Source organism: Allobacillus halotolerans, assembly GCF_018967645.1.
In the GTDB taxonomy this organism is placed as follows: Bacteria; Bacillota; Bacilli; order Bacillales; family Alkalibacillaceae; genus Allobacillus; species Allobacillus halotolerans.
Genome location: NZ_JAHLZF010000004.1, coordinates 86,050 through 100,695, shown reverse-complemented (window position 1 = coordinate 100,695; position 14,646 = coordinate 86,050). Strand labels below are relative to the sequence as shown.

The following is a 14,646-nucleotide window of genomic DNA, read 5'->3' as shown; positions in this document are numbered from 1 at the left end:
AAACAAATGCAGATATGCTTAAATAAATGAAAGAAAAGCATATATACATGTATTGAAGAGTGAGAGTAGAGCATGTCTTAGGAGCAATAGAGAGCTGGTGGTCGGTGCAAACCAGTCCGATTCATGTTTCGAATTACGACTTGGAGCATTCTCTAATGAAAATTAGAGACGGTAAATCCGTTATCTGAAATGAGTGACAGCTACGGCTGTAACTAGGGTGGTACCGCGATTCCCTCGTCCCTATGATTGGACGTGGGATTTTTTTGTGGAAAAAATAAATTGCTTAGAAAGCTTAGGAGGATCCGTATGCATATTTTAGATGAGTTGAAACAACGAGGCTTAATCAATCAGGTCACTGATGAAGATGGCTTGAAAAAACACTTGGAAGAGAACCAGGTTTCTTTATATTGTGGATTCGATCCAACTGCAGATAGTCTGCATATCGGGCATTTACTACCGATTTTAATGCTAAAAAGATTCCAAATGGCAGGGCACCGTCCGATTGCACTGGTCGGTGGTGGTACTGGTATGATTGGGGATCCAAGTGGCCGAAACGAAGAACGACAATTAAACGATGCTTCAATCGTGCAACAATGGACAGAGGACATTAAAGGCCAATTATCAAAGTTAATCGATTTTGATGACGAGAAGAAAGGCGCAGTAGCCGTCAATAATTTCGATTGGTTATCAAAAATGTCTGTCATCGATTTACTTCGCGATTATGGTAAACATTTCAGTGTCAACTACATGCTTGCGAAAGAATCCGTTGAAGCTCGAATTAGACAAGGAATTTCTTATACGGAATTCACATACATGATTTTACAGTCATTGGATTTCCAACGTCTCTATCAATTGGAAAACTGCACGCTTCAAATTGGCGGTAGTGACCAATGGGGCAATATTACGGCTGGATTGGAATTAATTCGCCGCACAACTGAAGAAGGGGAAGAGGCGAAAGCTTTCGGCCTGACAGTACCATTGATTACAAAAGCTGATGGGACGAAATTTGGAAAAACTGCCGGTGGAGCCGTATGGTTGGATGCCGATAAAACATCACCATATGAATTTTACCAATTCTGGATTAATGCAGACGACCGAGATGTCGTGAAGTTTTTAAAATCCTTTACGTTCCTTTCACTTGAAGAGATTGCCGAATTGGAAAAAGAAGTGCAGGAGCGTCCTGAGCAACGGAAAGCGCAACAACGACTGGCAGAAGAGATGACAAAGCTCGTTCACAGCGAGGAAGCTTTACAGCAAGCGATTCGTATTTCTAAAGCGCTGTTCGAAGGCGATATTAAAGCTTTGAATGCTAAAGAAATTGAGCAAAGCTTTAAAGATGTTCCTTCCTATGAGCTAGATGAGAATTCAATTGGTCTTGTCGATTTACTTGTCGCCTCAAAAATTTCCTCTTCAAAACGCCAAGCGCGTGAGGATATTACCAATGGTGCTATTTATATCAATGGAGAACGTCAACAAGATACAGCTTATGAAGTAAATGACGAGGATAAATTGGATGGCATGTTTACCATCATTCGCCGCGGCAAGAAAAAGTATTTCTTGATCCGTCATCAGTAAATCCAATAAGGAAACTGGGACAAAAAGTTTATAAAAAAATTAAAACCCGAACAATTTACATATAAATAAATTGTTCGGGTTTTCCGTTTGGATGGCGCTCCATTTACTGGCGATAGGCTAATTCTTGTTTAGAAAACGTGACTTGAGCAGTCTTCGGCACGATTTCAGCAGTGAGCGGCTCATCTTCAGCAGTTAGCAGCACGACTTCAACAGTTAGCGGCCCATCTTCAGCAGTTAGCAGCACGACTTCAGCAGTGAGCGGCATATCTCCAGCAGTGAGTGGCATATCTTCAGCAGTCAGCGGCCCGATTTCAGTAGTTAGCGGCCTATCTTCAGCAGTGAGCGGCTCGTCTTCAGCAGTGAGCGGCCCGACTTCAACAGTTAGCGGCCCATCTTCAGCAGTGAGCGGTCCGACTTCAGCAGTTAGTGGCCCATCTTCAGCAGTGAGCGGCCCGACTTCAGCAGTTAGTGGCCCATCTTCAGCAGTTAGCAGCCAAACTTCAGCAGTGAGCAGCCAAACATCAACAGTTAACAGCCGTACCTATAATTTTTTTGCTTCAACATTCTTTTTCTATCTCAGTTCCTAATCCATGCTGGATAGATTGTTAATATTGTTATGCTACAATGCATGTCGAGAACGTATAGGTGTGATAAAATGGAATAGATCCAGAAGAAAAGAGAGGGAATACATAATGAATTGGACGACGAATGGTCCGAATGGGCCAAATAACAAATCGAAAACGGTTGTTTTTAATCAAAATAAAATGACCTCTACTCAAAAGAAGAAAATCTTTAAATGGGGAACGATCTTTTTCTTCATTTTTCTTCTACTGCTAATGATTCCATTCATTTTTAATTTCTTGACGAATTATATTTGGATGGAGTCATTAGGTTTTGAATCAGTTTATACGACGACATTGATTACGAAAATAAGTTTAGTCGTGGCTGGATTCTTGCTGTTTTTTATCTTCACCTATTTAACCCTTGCCGGGATGCAAAAAATTATTATCGATACGATTGGTAAGGCAAAGTTTATCCAACAAATTGGACCGAAAAAAATGGTTACATGGTCGAATATCATCATTTCCATTTTAATTGGCTTGCTTGGAAGTTTTATTGTCCAAAAGATAGGTTGGGAACCTGTATTAAAGGTGTTCAATCAGGTCAACTTCAACCAGGCAGACCCTCATTTTGGGCATGATCTTTCATTTTACTTTTTCACCTTGCCAGTGTTGAATTTCGTGTTGAATGTTTTGATGATCCTTTCTGTGATTTTAGCGGGTGTCGCAGCATTTAGTTATTTTATGTTTCAAGCGTTTCATCACCGCATTGCTAAAGTCCAGTTAGCTTTTTATATCACTATTTTTGGCTTGTCATTAGCGGCAACCCATTACCTTGGTATGTATGATGCGTTATTTACTAACAAAGTAAACGCGTTTCAGAAAAGTGCTGTTTATGGGGTGAGCTATACAGATGACGTCATTAATATCCCAAGTGCTTATGTATTGGCAGCAGTAACCGTGTTGGCGACTATTTGGGCCGTTGTGACGTTGTTCCGTAAGAATTATATGCGGTTGGTCATTCCATTTGGTCTTTATTTACTCGTATTGTTCGGGAGTCAAGCGGCATCCTTTGTCGTTCAGCAATTTGTCGTCTCACCTAATGAATTCCAACAAGAGACGCCATATCTAGAAGAAAACTTAGCCATGACTCGGCAAGCTTACGAGTTGGAAGATATGGAAGTGAAAGATCATCCAGGAAATGCTTCTTTAGACGAAGAGATGATCGAGCGCAATGAAATGACGATTAACAATATACGGATTAATGATTCACGCCCATTGAATGATGTTTATAATCAGATACAAACTTTCCGGACGTATTATGAATTTGAAGATATCGATATTGACCGATATATGATAGATGGTGAGTACGAACAAGTATTTATCGGTGCTCGTGAACTAAGTATGAAAGACTTACCTGAACAAGCTCAAACATGGGTGAACCAAAATTTACGCTACACACATGGTTACGGCGTTGCGATGAGTCACGTAAATGAAGTGACAGCACAGGGGCAACCGGAATATCTCGTGAAAAACTTACCGACCTCGGGTGAAATCGATGTGGAACGGCCACAAATTTATTTCGGGGAACAAAACTATCCAACGGTTATTGTGAATTCAGCAGTTGATGAGTTCGACTATCCGGATGGCGAGTCAAACGTATCCAATCGCTATGAAGCGGATACAGGGATCCCGTTCACTGGCCTTAATCGATTACTTTTTTCATTGAATGAGATGTCATTTCGAATGTTAGTATCTGATCAAGTGACAGATGAAAGTCAAATTCTTGTTACACGTAATATTAAAGATCGTGTAGAACGTATTGCACCGTTCTTTGAATATGAGAAAGATCCGTATATATATGTACGTGATGATGGAAGTCTCGCCTGGATTATCGATGCTTATTTAACAGATAGCCATTATCCGTATGCGGAGAAATATAATGATAAAAATAACTATATTAAAAACTCGGTAAAAATCGAAATTGATGCTTATACCGGTGAAGTGAATTTTTATATCGTAGATGAAGAAGACCCACTTGTTCAAACGTATGCGAATATGTTCCCGGATTTATTTACAGATGACATTCCAGAAAATCTACAAGACCATTTTCGTTATCCGGAGCGATTGTTCAGCATTCAGGCAGAAATGTATGGAACCTATCACATGGAGAACTTGGAAGTCTTTTATAACCGAGAGGATTTCTGGCAGTTCCCGACAGAGAAATATTACGACCAAGACATCGAAATGGATCCTTATTATGTCACAATGAAATTGCCGGAAGCAGAACAAGAGGAATTTGTATTGATGATGCCATACACACCACGACAGCGACAAAATATGATTGCATGGATTGGTGTTCGTAATGACGGCGAGCATTATGGTGAGAAAATTGTGTACCGCTTCCCGAAACAACGGAATGTCTATGGTCCACAGCAGATTGAAAACCGAATCAATCAGGATAGTACGATTTCTCAAGAATTGAACTTATGGTCTCAAGGTGGATCAAAAGTCATTCGCGGAAATTTATTGGCTATTCCAATTGAAGATACCATGATGTATGTCGAGCCAATTTATATTGAATCAAGTAATGAAACATCCTTGCCGGAAGTCAAGCAGGTTGTGATTGCTTATGAAGATTATATTGTTATGGAATCGACATTCGATAAAGCACTGAATCGAATTCTGACTTATATTGAATCCAATGCAGCACCTGATGAAATCGAAGAAGGTGAAGCAGGTGTTCCATTGGAAGAAGCAAATGAATTATTGAATGAAGTATCCGATTTATTTGAGCAGTATCAGAATGCGTTATCCAACGGAGATTGGCAGGAAGCTGCAGACGTCATGACCCAAATCGAAGAACAACTAGCTGAAATGGAATAAATAACAAAAACTCCTCATTCATCACGAATGAGGAGTTTTAATATCGTATTGAATTTACTAGGTCAATCTACAAAACGATTGACGAAAAATTAGTCGAGTGATTTTTTGGATAGATACCAATCAACCACTTCTAAGCTATCATCCTTTTTACGTTCTTCAAGTTCCTGTTGTGTGGAAGGTGGTGGAACGATGACTTTATCGCCAGGCTCCCAGTTTGCAGGAGTAGAAACTTTGTGTTCGTCAGTCGTTTGCAGCGCTTTAATCAAACGAACGATTTCGTCCATGTTTCTTCCCGTTTGTAATGGGTAATAGATAATTCCACGAACAATTCCTTTATCATCAATGACAAAAACAGCGCGATTTGTTTCTGTGGAATTATGTTCTGGTGTTAACATACCGTATTTAGATGCGACGTCTTTATTCAAGTCAGCAATAACAGGAAATTCTATTTTTATATTAAAATTTTCTTCGATATTGTTGACCCAAGCTAAGTGAGACTGATTACTGTCGATACTAAGACCTAACAGTTCTGTGTTCAATTCACGGAGCTGTGGATAGATCGCTTGGAAAGCAACAAATTCAGTTGTGCAAACAGGTGTGAAATCTGCTGGATGGGAGAACAATACTAAATACTTCCCTTGGTAGTCTTCCAACCTTTTCATTCCTTGAGTTGTTAATGCTTCAAAATGAGGTGCTTTTTCACCTACACGTGGTATGCGAATCTCAGGTTGCTGATTCATTGCTTCAGACATAGTGTAACCCTCCTATAATTTAATTCCTATATGTTTACTAGGATTTATATTCTATTATAATCCCTTGCAAACGATTTGTGAACTAATATACGATATAGATTGAAAATAAATGGAGGTATGATGAATGAATACAACGATTGAAACAATCCTAAATCACCGTTCCATTCGGAAATATACGAATGAACCCGTATCTGATGAACAAATCGAAACCATTATTCAAGCTGCACAAAGCGCTTCCACGAGTAGTTTTGTCCAAGCATATTCGATCATCGGTATTAAAGACGATGACGGAAAGAAAAAAATAGCTGAGCTTTCTAAAAACACACATGTGGAACATGCCAGCCGTGTTCTCATTTTTTGTGCTGACTTTTACCGCCATGAGTTAATGGCTGAAAATAAAGGAGAATCGATTGCCGACACGTTAGAAAGTACAGAAAAATTCATTGTTGGCATTACGGACACAACGCTTGCCGCACAAAATGCAGCTATTGCAGCTGAGTCTATGGGACTTGGAATCTGTTATTTAGGTGGTATCCGAAATAACATTGAATCGATCGCAGAATATTTGGAGTTGCCTTCACATGTCATCCCGTTATTCGGAATGACGATTGGTTATCCAGCAGACCAGTCGAATCCAAAACCGCGTTTACCTTTACACCATGTGTATCATGAAGGGAAATATAATCAAGACGTTGAAGTATATACGAATCAATTGAAAGAATATGACGAGACCGTCTCCAGTTACTACGATACGAGAACAAGTGGTCAGAGACAGGATCGTTGGTCCGATCAAATGACGAACATGCTGAGCAAGCAAGTTCGTATGAATATGAAAGACTTTGTTCAAGGAAAAGGATTCAACAAAGCATAGTTAATCTTTATCTAGAACTTTTTGAAAGATTGAACCTTGATTACAGTAACTGAATTCATTAACACCCCCAAGCGACGCACAGAGCGTTCCTATGGGGGTGTTTTTTGAATTGAGTATAATTAATTACTAAACAAACGATTGATAGACTTGCCTGTATTGATAATCACACAAATAAATTTCATTCTTTTTAATTAATCAATTTAAAATATTCTAAAATTTTGATATAATGATACAACATAATTAGAAAGGGAGTTGGAACTAGATGAATAAAACAGATTTAATTGCCCCTGCAACTTACAACATTGTAAACGAAATGGAAAAATATGCTGATGGTTCTGGCAAAAAAGCGATTGTTTGGTTGGATGAAGAAGGTAATCGAGAAGAATGTACGTATGATGATTTAATGAAAAACGTTAATAAAATTGGAAACGCTTTTATGAAAAATGGCCTTCGACGAGGAGACAAAGTCCTAGTTATGATTCCTCGCCTGATCAAAGCGTATGAAGTTTATCTTGCTGCCATGAAAACAGGAGTCATCGTCATCCCGAGCTCGGAAATGTTAAAAACAAAAGATTTACAATACCGTGTGAGTCATAGTGAAGCGAGAGGAGTCATTTCTTATTATCCTTTTGTTGACCAATATAATGGATTGGAAGAATACGATGAATTGGTGAAGTTCTCTGTCGGTCAAGCTGTTGAGGGTTGGGAGTTTCTAGATGAGTTAATGACTGAAGAGTCTGACGAACTGGAAATGGCAAATACGGAGAGAGATGATATTGCATTTTTACCTTATACATCCGGAACAACCGGTAATCCAAAAGGTGTCGTTCATACACATGGATGGGGATATGCCCATTTAAAAACGGCCGCTCCGAATTGGTTATCCATTAACGAAGGAGATAAAGTTTGGGCTACAGCAGGTCCAGGGTGGCAAAAATGGATTTGGAGTCCTTTTCTCTCTGTATTAGGTTCAGGTGCAACTGGTTTTGTCTATAATGGTAAATTTAAACCAAGCACTTACTTAACTCTTTTGCAGGATGAAAAAGTCAACGTGCTATGTTGTACACCGACAGAATATCGCTTGATGGCCAAAGAAGATAACTTGGACCAATATGACCTGTCTGCATTGCACAGCGCTGTGTCTGCTGGAGAGCCATTGAACGTTGAAGTCATCAACACCTTTAAAAAGTATTTTGATATTACCGTACGTGATGGATACGGCCAGACTGAAAATACACTACTGTTAGGATTCATGAAAGATATGGAAGTGAAGCCAGGTGCTATGGGTAAACCGACACCAGGAAATGATGTCGATATTATTGATGACCTTGGTCAACCGGTAAAAACAGGAGAGGTAGGGGATATCGCTGTCAAACTTGATACGCCAGCTCTTTTCCGTGAGTATTACAAAGACCCTGAACGCACAGCGGCGTCCAGACGTGGAAATTATTACGTGACAGGTGACCAAGCATCAAAAGACGAAGAAGGTTATTATTGGTTTGAAGGAAGAAGCGATGATATCATCATTAGTTCTGGTTATACCATTGGACCATTCGAAGTTGAAGATGCTCTTGTAAAGCACCCAGCTGTTCAAGAATGTGCAGTAGTCGCCAGCCCACATGAAGTTCGTGGGAATATTGTCAAAGCATTTATCGTATTGAAAGGTGACAATGTACCTTCAGATGAATTGATCAAAGAACTTCAAGATCATGTGAAGGATTTGACAGCACCATATAAGTATCCGCGAGAAATTGAATTTATCGATGACTTACCTAAAACGACTTCTGGAAAAATTAGACGAGTGGAATTACGGAAACAAGAAATGAATTAAAACGAAAGCTAAAATGACTCCTTACCAAGTTGTGGTGAGGAGTTTTAACTTGTATGATAATAAAAATATATTATTGAAATAGTCCATGCATTCTCTTGTCGAACAAAAATGCAGTCGATATACTAAACAATAGTCACTCTTTAAGAAATGTAGGTGTCGGAATGAAAATCTTAGTCATTGAAGATGATAAAAGCTTATTCCATGAAATAAAGGAACGGCTTATACAATGGTCTTATGAAGTATATGGTATTGAAGACTTTTCAAAAGTGATGGAAGAATATAGCGCAATCCAACCTGATTTAATTATCATCGACATCCAATTACCGAGGTTTGATGGATTTCATTGGTGCCGAATGATCCGGTCAACATCAAGTGTACCCATTATCTTTTTATCATCACGTGATCATCCGACCGATATGGTCATGTCCATGCAGCTTGGAGCGGATGATTATATTCAAAAACCATTTCACTTTGATGTATTGATTGCCAAAATTCAAGCCATTCTTAGAAGAGTTTACAATTATAATAATGATCAAGTTCAATTAAAAACGTGGGCAGGTGCAACCATCGATTTTGAGAAAAACTTGGTGTCCACAAATGAAACGTCCATTGAGTTAACAAAAAACGAAGCTTTCATATTAAAAGGACTGCTAGAAAAGAAAAATAATATCGTTACAAGAGAGGAATTGATTCATCGTTTGTGGAATGACGAACGATTTATAAGTGATAATACATTAACTGTTAATGTAAATCGCTTACGAAAAAAATTACATGAAATTGATCTTGGCGATTATATTGAAACGAAAGTCGGACAAGGATATATTGCTAAAGAAGGCAATACAGAATGATGTTGAACTACTTAAACGAACGGAAAAGTTGGATAAGTATATTTGTGCTTTTTGAATTACTCCTTCTGTTTATGGCTTACCTAGATGAAAATTGGTCACTCCATTCTGTCAGATACTTTGTATTTCTGACCTCAATCATCTTTGTCATCTTTCTCATTATTCGTTATCTACGTGAAACAAAATTTTACAAAGCATTGGACAATCAAACAGACCAATTTGATACCTCGGAAATACCAACACCTTTTAGACCATTTGAAAGAGTGGTCGCACATCGGGTTCATCAGCAATTTGACAAACTCAAATCGATGGAAACAGAAAATCGGATTCAATTGGAAGAAGAAAAAGACGAACTGCTTTCATGGATTCATGAAGTGAAAACACCGCTTAGTGCAATGAGTTTAATCATTGATCGTATTGAGAACCCTGCCTTAAAGTCGGACTTGGACTTCGAGTGGCTACGCATCCATATGTTGCTTGATCAGCAGCTCCATCGGAAGCGGATTGCTGTGATTGAAAGCGACTTGTATGTGGAAGAAGTCTTACTCGAACCGTTGATTCATGAAGAGATTCGTACGATGAAATCATGGTGTATGTATAAGAATATTGGTTTTGATATTGATTTACGAGAAGAGGTCGTTCTGACAGATACCAAATGGCTCTCCTTTATCGTCAGACAATTGCTATCTAATGCAGTGAAGTATAGTGAAAAATCTGATATATATATACAAAGCGAACAACAGAATGGCCAAGTTATTCTTTCAATACGAGATGAAGGCCAAGGGATTTTGTCAAAAGACATACCGAGAATATTTGAAAAAGGATTCACTTCGACGGTGCAGAAAGATCACGGGGCAACTGGTATGGGTCTGTATTTAGCGAAACAAGCCGCCGAATCTCTGCATATTCAAATTAAGGTTGAGTCACAACATACGGTCGGAACGTCGTTTATGTTAATCTTTCCGAAGAGAAATGAAATCGCCGAGTTATGGACATCTTACTAATGATAACGGTTCACGTGATCAACCTGAAAAGCATGTGACAAAAATGTCATATGCTTTTTCTATTTGTTCGTTAAAACAAAGGAGTCTATATGATTGTCACGATACAATAAAGACAGAAATAACGAGAGGGGAATCAGCCATGCATTTATTGAAGGCTCAAAAGATTTATAAAAGCTTTGGTAACAAGTTCAACCGTACGGAAGTGTTAAAAGGAATTGATTTTACCATCGATCAAGGAGAATTCGTGACGATTATGGGACCTTCGGGTTCAGGAAAAACGACGTTATTGAATGTGCTATCATCAATCGATCAAGTGAGTCACGGAACAATAACGATTGATGGACACATAATTACAAACATGAAATCCAAAAAGCTTGCTGAGTTTCGGAAGCATCATTTAGGTTTTATTTTTCAGGAATACAATTTACTTGATACGTTAACCGTCAAAGAAAATATATTGCTTCCTTTATCAATCCAAAAGGTTTCACGGCAGCAAGCAAACGAAAAATTCGACTTGGCTGCAAAGGAATTGGGGATTTATGAACAACGGAATAAGTATCCAAGTGAAATTTCAGGTGGTCAAAAACAGAGAACATCTGCAGCACGGGCATTTATTCATCAACCGAGTATCATTTTTGCAGATGAGCCGACGGGTGCACTTGATTCGAAAGCCGCTTCAAACTTATTGAACAAAATGGTTGAAATGAATGAGAAACACAAAGCAACCATCTTAATGGTTACGCATGATCCAGTGGCTGCCAGTTATAGTGATCGTGTCGTTTTGTTGAAAGATGGAGAGGTGTACTCACAATTAAATAAGGGCGATGAAGACCAACAATTATTCTTCAACGATATTGTGAAAACGCAAGGCGTGTTAGGCGGGGTGCAACATGAACGTTAATCAATTGATCTATCGAAACTTGAAGAATAATCTAAGAAATTATTATTTGTACGTATTTGCTTTAATTTTTAGTGTATCCATTTATTTTGCATTTGTAACGCTTCAATACGACGCTTCAATGGATCCAGCAACTGGAACGATCAAAGGGCAAGCAGCAGTCCGAGCAGGTACGATTGTTTTAATCTTAATTGTTGGTGTGTTTTTAGTTTACGCAAATAACCTATTTATTAAGCGACGCAGCAATGAAATTGCATTGTTTCAACTTATTGGGATGACGAAGGGTAAGGTTTTTCGACTGTTGACGATAGAAAACTTAATTCTTTATCTTGTGTCATTAGCAATTGGAATTGGTGTTGGATTTTCAATTTCTAAGTTAATGGTTATGATTGTGTATAAATTAACCGATGTAACCGATATTGCGACGATGCATTTCTCTACGGAAGCACTTAAACAGACACTGATCGTCTTTGGTATCATTTACTTACTCATTATGTTCGTCAATTATTTGTTTATTAAAAGAGAAAGTATACTATCCTTATTTACGATTCAGCAGTCAACGGAGATCAAGGTGAAGAGGCTATCGATTTTTCAAGTATTACTCGGTCTGTTAGGTATTGGTTTCATCATTTCTGGTTATGTTGTTTCCCAACAGCTATTTAGTGGAGACTTCAGTACAACCAATGAACTGTTCTATGCGATGGCATTTATTTTAGGAGCAGTTATAGTAGGGACATACCTATTTTATAAAGGTTCCGTCACTTTTGTTTTGCAATTGATTCGGAAAAGCCATAAAGGTTATTTATCAATTAATCAAGTCCTATCAACATCGTCGATTATGTTTCGAATGAAGTCAAATGCTTTATTGCTGACAATCATTACGACAGTGTCTGCCCTAGCAATCGGGTTACTAAGTTTAAGTTATATCTCTTACTATTCAGCTGAGAAGCAAGCAGAGAATTTTGTCATTAATGATTTCTCTTTAGTAAATGAGGAAAGTTATAAACAATTTACGTCAATATTAGAAGAGAACGGTATCGATTATCAGGTAAATCAAATCGAAGTATTCAATGTCGAGTTAGATGCAACAAATATTATGGATTTTAACTATGATGAGGACTCTTCAGTGACGATGAATCCAAGTGAACTACAATTACCGATTATCAGTGATGAATCGATCGAGGAAATTGATGTGGATGAAAATCACTTCTTTCTATCCGGTTATTCAGACTTTCTTCAACGATTCATGTCATTTAAAAAATCGGGAGAAGCAACAATTAAGACAGAGAGCGAACAATTCTCGATGAAATTTATAGGATTGAATCGTGAGTACTATGTCTCGAACTACTTTACAAATGGGGGCGGAATGCCGATCGGTATTGTCGATGAAGCGAAATACCAACAATTGAAAACGGATATGGACCCCGAATTACAACAACGATCACAAGATGGAGGTGCTATGACCTTCAGAGGCATCGATGTTAGCGAGCAAGATATTGAGAAAGCAAATGAGCTTTTTCTAACTGAAGAAATAGATCGATGGGCAGGAAATGATTCACAACAAAACATGGCTCGAAATCAAAGGATGAACATGGGCTTAATTATGTTTATCGTTGGATTTCTAGGTCTCACGTTTTTAGTGACATCAGGTTGTATATTGTATTTCAAGCAAATGGATGAAAGTGAAAATGAGAAACCGAGCTATACGATTCTGAGAAAGTTAGGGTTTACACAACAAGATTTAATAAAAGGTATTCAGCTCAAGCAATTTTTCAACTTTGGAATTCCTTTATTGGTCGGATTGCTTCATAGTTACTTTGCTGTTCAGTCTGGGTGGTTTTTCTTTGGAACAGAAGTATGGACTCCGATGTTAATTGTCATGATTGTATATGCAATTCTTTATTCACTGTTTGGTTTGTTATCCGTGTTGTATTATAGAAAAATCATTCAAGAAGCTTTATAAACTTTCTTTGAATACATCAAGTTCTCAATAGAGGGCAAGTTCAAAATAAGCTCCGTTATTTTACAAAAAAATGACGGAGCTTATTTCATTAGCGTTAAAAACTATCTTCACTGAAGCCTGAAGTGAAAATTAAGTATTCTTTGTTAAACACTTGGCCGTTTCTGCCGATATATAAACTGTAACGGAAAAATTTCATAGTAAAATGTAACAAATTTCGCTATACTAAACGTATACAATAGAATTTAATACATAAGGACGGAATTGTTCAGTGGCATACATAAACGAAATTTCTCCAATTAAAAAGCTTAATATATTTCATGTTTTTCAACCCATCATAAATTTGTCGAACGATGAAATCATTGGGTTTGAAGCGCTCATCCGTTCGGAAGAGATCCCGAATCCAGAGGTGCTTTTTCAGAAAGCCAAAAACGAGGGCTTGCTATATGAGTTGGATATGTTATCCATTCGTTTGGCGTGTGAAACGTTTAAAAAGGAATGTTTACAGGAAGAGCCCAGCGCATTTACTCTGTTTATTAACATTTTTCCTTCTACGCTTTGCCACCAACATTTTTACGAAGAGTTTATTAAAATCATTGAAGAAGTAGCATTGGACTTTCAGAACATTGTGATAGAAATCAACGAAAAAGAAAAAACGAATATTTACAGACTCCATAAAAATATTCAACAGCTAAAACAAGTCGGGTTTCGAATAGCCTTAGATGATCTGGGTAAAGGGAATAGTATTTTCAACAGTATCGAGATCGAAACACACATTGCAAAAATCGACCGTTTTTATGCGATGAATTTGAAAACGGATTCGAAAAAGAAGTTATTTATTCAGTCGATCATGGAATCTTTTTCTGCGAATATTTTTATCGTGTTGGAAGGAATAGAAACTGAGGAAGATTGTCATGTAGCCAAACAACTAGGAATTCATTATGGTCAAGGATACTATTTTGGCAGACCAGGCTCATTAAAGAATTTCATATAAATCAGATTAAATTTTTAGGTGAATAGGTTCTAAAGTTTATTTGTCTTTAAATGCCCTTCTTCTAATGAAACATTTGCTGCTGATTTTTTCTTTAAGATAGACACAAAATTGAGAAAACGATCACATCAATATACAGTTGTTTATGTTATCATAAAGGTAAGCAAAGGTAATTGAAGGAGGACAAATAATGTATTTTTACCTATTCCTCACGATGGTTGTATCTATCATTGCACTTATTATTACGATTATGATCGGTAACCAAGGAAAGAAAGATTATAATTCAAACAAAAGTTTCTCCAGTTTGTCTGTTATGTATGTCATTTTAATTCCTCTGATTATCGTTTTTGGATTTATTGGTTGGTATTTATTTTTATAAGATTTGGCATTACATATTACAATGGAAAAGTTACCCCTATGACGTTGATGGATTCAATATCATGGGGGTAACTTTTTGCAATTTATTAGAAGAC

13 protein-coding genes and 1 other annotated feature are annotated in these 14,646 nt (G+C 37.7%); of the genes, 11 read left to right on the top strand and 2 right to left on the bottom strand.

Annotated features, from left to right (window positions below; all coding sequences use genetic code 11):
- The first annotated feature begins 43 nt into the window (after nt 1–43).
- Nucleotides 44–245 (top strand) — a binding site (T-box leader).
- A 61-nt stretch (nt 246–306) separates the two neighbouring features.
- Nucleotides 307–1,575: a tyrosine--tRNA ligase gene (gene tyrS, locus KQ486_RS04410; RefSeq protein WP_144160917.1), complete on the top strand. Its 1,269-nt coding sequence runs from the start codon at nt 307–309 to the stop codon at nt 1,573–1,575.
- Between the two features lie 103 nt (nt 1,576–1,678).
- On the opposite strand, the gene KQ486_RS04405 is transcribed toward tyrS, so the two are convergent.
- Nucleotides 1,679–1,840, bottom strand: a complete 162-nt coding sequence (locus KQ486_RS04405) for a hypothetical protein (RefSeq protein WP_216686887.1) — start codon at nt 1,838–1,840, stop codon at nt 1,679–1,681.
- Between KQ486_RS04405 and KQ486_RS04400 the strand changes: the two genes are divergently transcribed.
- On the top strand, nt 1,830–2,162 hold the full coding sequence (locus KQ486_RS04400; RefSeq protein WP_216686886.1) for a hypothetical protein: 333 nt from the start codon (nt 1,830–1,832) through the stop codon (nt 2,160–2,162). The two genes, KQ486_RS04405 and KQ486_RS04400, sit on opposite strands and share 11 nt — an antisense overlap.
- Before the next feature lie 105 nt (nt 2,163–2,267).
- Nucleotides 2,268–5,021 (top strand): UPF0182 family membrane protein, encoded by a 2,754-nt coding sequence (locus KQ486_RS04395; RefSeq protein WP_246569189.1) that lies wholly within the window; start codon nt 2,268–2,270, stop codon nt 5,019–5,021.
- An 89-nt stretch (nt 5,022–5,110) separates the two neighbouring features.
- Here KQ486_RS04395 and KQ486_RS04390 read toward each other — a convergent pair whose 3' ends face one another.
- Nucleotides 5,111–5,773, bottom strand: coding sequence for a peroxiredoxin (locus KQ486_RS04390; RefSeq protein ID WP_216686885.1), 663 nt, complete (start codon nt 5,771–5,773; stop codon nt 5,111–5,113).
- A gap of 124 nt (nt 5,774–5,897) precedes the next feature.
- Here KQ486_RS04390 and nfsA point away from each other — a divergent pair, with 124 nt between their 5' ends.
- The 8 genes from nfsA (at nt 5,898) to KQ486_RS04350 (ending at nt 14,552) form a co-directional block, all read left to right on the top strand.
- Nucleotides 5,898–6,644, top strand: a complete 747-nt coding sequence (gene nfsA / locus KQ486_RS04385; RefSeq protein WP_216686884.1) for an oxygen-insensitive NADPH nitroreductase — start codon at nt 5,898–5,900, stop codon at nt 6,642–6,644.
- A 262-nt stretch (nt 6,645–6,906) separates the two neighbouring features.
- Nucleotides 6,907–8,475 (top strand): acyl-CoA synthetase MbcS, encoded by a 1,569-nt coding sequence (gene mbcS / locus KQ486_RS04380; protein ID WP_216686883.1) that lies wholly within the window; start codon nt 6,907–6,909, stop codon nt 8,473–8,475.
- Between the two features lie 161 nt (nt 8,476–8,636).
- Nucleotides 8,637–9,323, top strand: coding sequence for a response regulator transcription factor (locus KQ486_RS04375; protein ID WP_216686882.1), 687 nt, complete (start codon nt 8,637–8,639; stop codon nt 9,321–9,323).
- A complete protein-coding gene (locus KQ486_RS04370) occupies nt 9,320–10,324 on the top strand; it encodes a sensor histidine kinase (RefSeq protein WP_216686881.1) in 1,005 nt (334 codons plus the stop codon). The genes KQ486_RS04375 and KQ486_RS04370 overlap by 4 nt, the downstream gene beginning before the upstream one ends.
- A 139-nt stretch (nt 10,325–10,463) precedes the next feature.
- On the top strand, nt 10,464–11,225 hold the full coding sequence (locus tag KQ486_RS04365) for an ABC transporter ATP-binding protein (protein WP_216686880.1): 762 nt from the start codon (nt 10,464–10,466) through the stop codon (nt 11,223–11,225).
- The gene (locus tag KQ486_RS04360) at nt 11,215–13,185 is read left to right on the top strand and encodes an ABC transporter permease (protein ID WP_216686879.1); all 1,971 of its coding nucleotides are present in this window, start codon (nt 11,215–11,217) and stop codon (nt 13,183–13,185) included. The genes KQ486_RS04365 and KQ486_RS04360 overlap by 11 nt, the downstream gene beginning before the upstream one ends.
- Nucleotides 13,186–13,453: 268 nt before the next feature.
- Nucleotides 13,454–14,176, top strand: a complete 723-nt coding sequence (locus KQ486_RS04355) for an EAL domain-containing protein (RefSeq protein WP_144160893.1) — start codon at nt 13,454–13,456, stop codon at nt 14,174–14,176.
- Nucleotides 14,177–14,363: 187 nt separating this feature from the next.
- On the top strand, nt 14,364–14,552 hold the full coding sequence (locus tag KQ486_RS04350) for a hypothetical protein (protein WP_144160890.1): 189 nt from the start codon (nt 14,364–14,366) through the stop codon (nt 14,550–14,552).
- The last annotated feature ends 94 nt before the right edge of the window (nt 14,553–14,646 follow it).